A 1,638-nucleotide genomic window follows, 5' to 3' on the forward strand; every position below is an offset into this window, starting at 1 on the left:
CATGCCCGACAGTGACCAGCGCACCTTGCGCGCGCCGTCCGCCCCGGGGATCACATCGCCAGCCAACGGGTGACAAGCAATCCAGGTGATGAAGTCCAGCCGCTCGGCTTCGCTCCATATCTGATCGGCCTGCTTGGCAAACGTTGGCGTTTCGATGACCGTATGCATGGGTCATAAGATACGGGATTCCCGCACGACCATCAAGCCGCCGCGTGCCGGGGTAGGGCGCGACGCCCGATCCGCCGAGTGGGTGACACAGCGGGCTGACTCGATACCCCTGGCCCGTTGACGACCTGCCCCGCCCGCTCACCGCGCTGCGCCGCTCCACCCGTGGCCCTGCCCTGGGGGGCAATAAGTGGGGCATAAGGGACCGACCACGGTTTTCCCCGCTAACGGATGAAAAGGCGAAAAACCGTGGTCTGTCCCTAATAACTCCCGGCGAAGGTTTCGGAAGAGAAGATCAAGCGACCATGCCTGATGAACCAGCGCGTAACGCCCGCCGCGGTGCCGCCCGGGCTTAATGCAGCGCTGATCAAGACATTGGTGTCGATGACTGCGCGTCTAACTGTCATCGGCCAGCAACCGGGTCAATTCCTCCTCGGTGAGCCCGTGCTGCTCAGCCGTCTTGCCCATTTAGCTCATGGTGCTGAGCAGCCGCTCGGCATAGAAGACGCGCATCGCCTCATAGTCTTCCGGAGAGACCATGACGCCCACGACATGCCCGCGGCGAGTGACGCGAACCGGCTCTCGCCGGGCATGATCGAGTAATTCGCTAAAGTTCGATTTCGCCTCTTTTGCGGTTATCGTCTGCATAGAATTTCTTCCGATCAAGCCAAGACTCGAATACCAAGGCCTGCGGTCGCGCCCTGGTCGGGGAATACCTTCGCCAGACCGCAGTTTCCTGTTTTTCTCGCGGCAACACAAGAAACGGTGGTCTGTCCATGAGGTATCCCGACTGCCTAAACGCTACCGCGCGAACCAAGCGCGACGGCGGCGTGAAGTCGCCTGTGGCGCACGCTCGCTCTTAAGGCGTTAGGCAACGCTCCTGTGAGTGACGTCGAAAGTTTGAGGGTGAGGTAATGGCAGGGTTTCTTCCATCAGAAGGTCCAGCGCTTCCTGACCATTCTTAAGCGCCTCTTCGTAGGTAGCGCCGTGCGTCAGCGCATAAGGCCCGAACTCCGGGAGCGAAGCGATTTAAGCCTGATCTTCTTCGGACCATTGAATTAAGATGCTATAGTGGGCGTTCATTTTTCCTCCGGAATGTCTTGAACGAATCTGAGAACAGCAGCTTCCTGATATGGTTTTGCGTCATCTCTGTCCGCTCCAGACAAGATCAACGCGTCATGAAGCTTAGGATGCGTCCATTTTGTATGACTCCCTTTTGCCTTTTCAGACCTACATCCGGCCTTTAGCAAGAGGGCTCTTAGCTGTCTAATTTTCTTTGACATTGCGGCCGCCTGTCATGCGGGGAGAGTTAAGTAAACTGTCCCCGGAACTCCGCTCGCTTTTGGGACCGCTTGTTGGACGGAGCCGCTACCGCGGCAGATGACCGCCCGCCACATACTTTCCTCGCCGCCACGCCGTTGTGGCGGTTGCGATTTTCGCCGAGGAGAGTACCGCCTTGAACGCCACCGAACA

Annotated in this window: 2 protein-coding genes; both read right to left on the reverse strand. The window is 58.5% G+C overall.

Features of this window, described 5'->3' with window-relative positions:
- Positions 1–633: 633 nt before the first annotated feature.
- A complete protein-coding gene (locus tag QZY44_RS33460) occupies positions 634–813 on the reverse strand; it encodes a type II toxin-antitoxin system Phd/YefM family antitoxin (protein WP_295458013.1) in 180 nt (59 codons plus the stop codon).
- A 431-nt stretch (positions 814–1,244) separates the two neighbouring features.
- Positions 1,245–1,448, reverse strand: a complete 204-nt coding sequence (locus tag QZY44_RS33465; RefSeq protein ID WP_295458016.1) for a type II toxin-antitoxin system HicA family toxin — start codon at positions 1,446–1,448, stop codon at positions 1,245–1,247.
- Between the last annotated feature and the right edge of the window lie 190 nt (positions 1,449–1,638).

The sequence above is a fragment of the uncultured Thiodictyon sp. genome, from assembly GCA_903837595.1.
Taxonomy (GTDB): domain Bacteria; phylum Pseudomonadota; class Gammaproteobacteria; order Chromatiales; family Chromatiaceae; genus Thiodictyon.

Coding starts and splice junctions, on each gene's coding strand:
- QZY44_RS33465 (WP_295458016.1), bottom strand. CDS start 1,448: ATGTCAAAGAAAATTAGACAGCTAAGAGCCCTCTTGCTAAAGGCCGGA.
- QZY44_RS33460 (WP_295458013.1), bottom strand. CDS start 813: ATGCAGACGATAACCGCAAAAGAGGCGAAATCGAACTTTAGCGAATTA.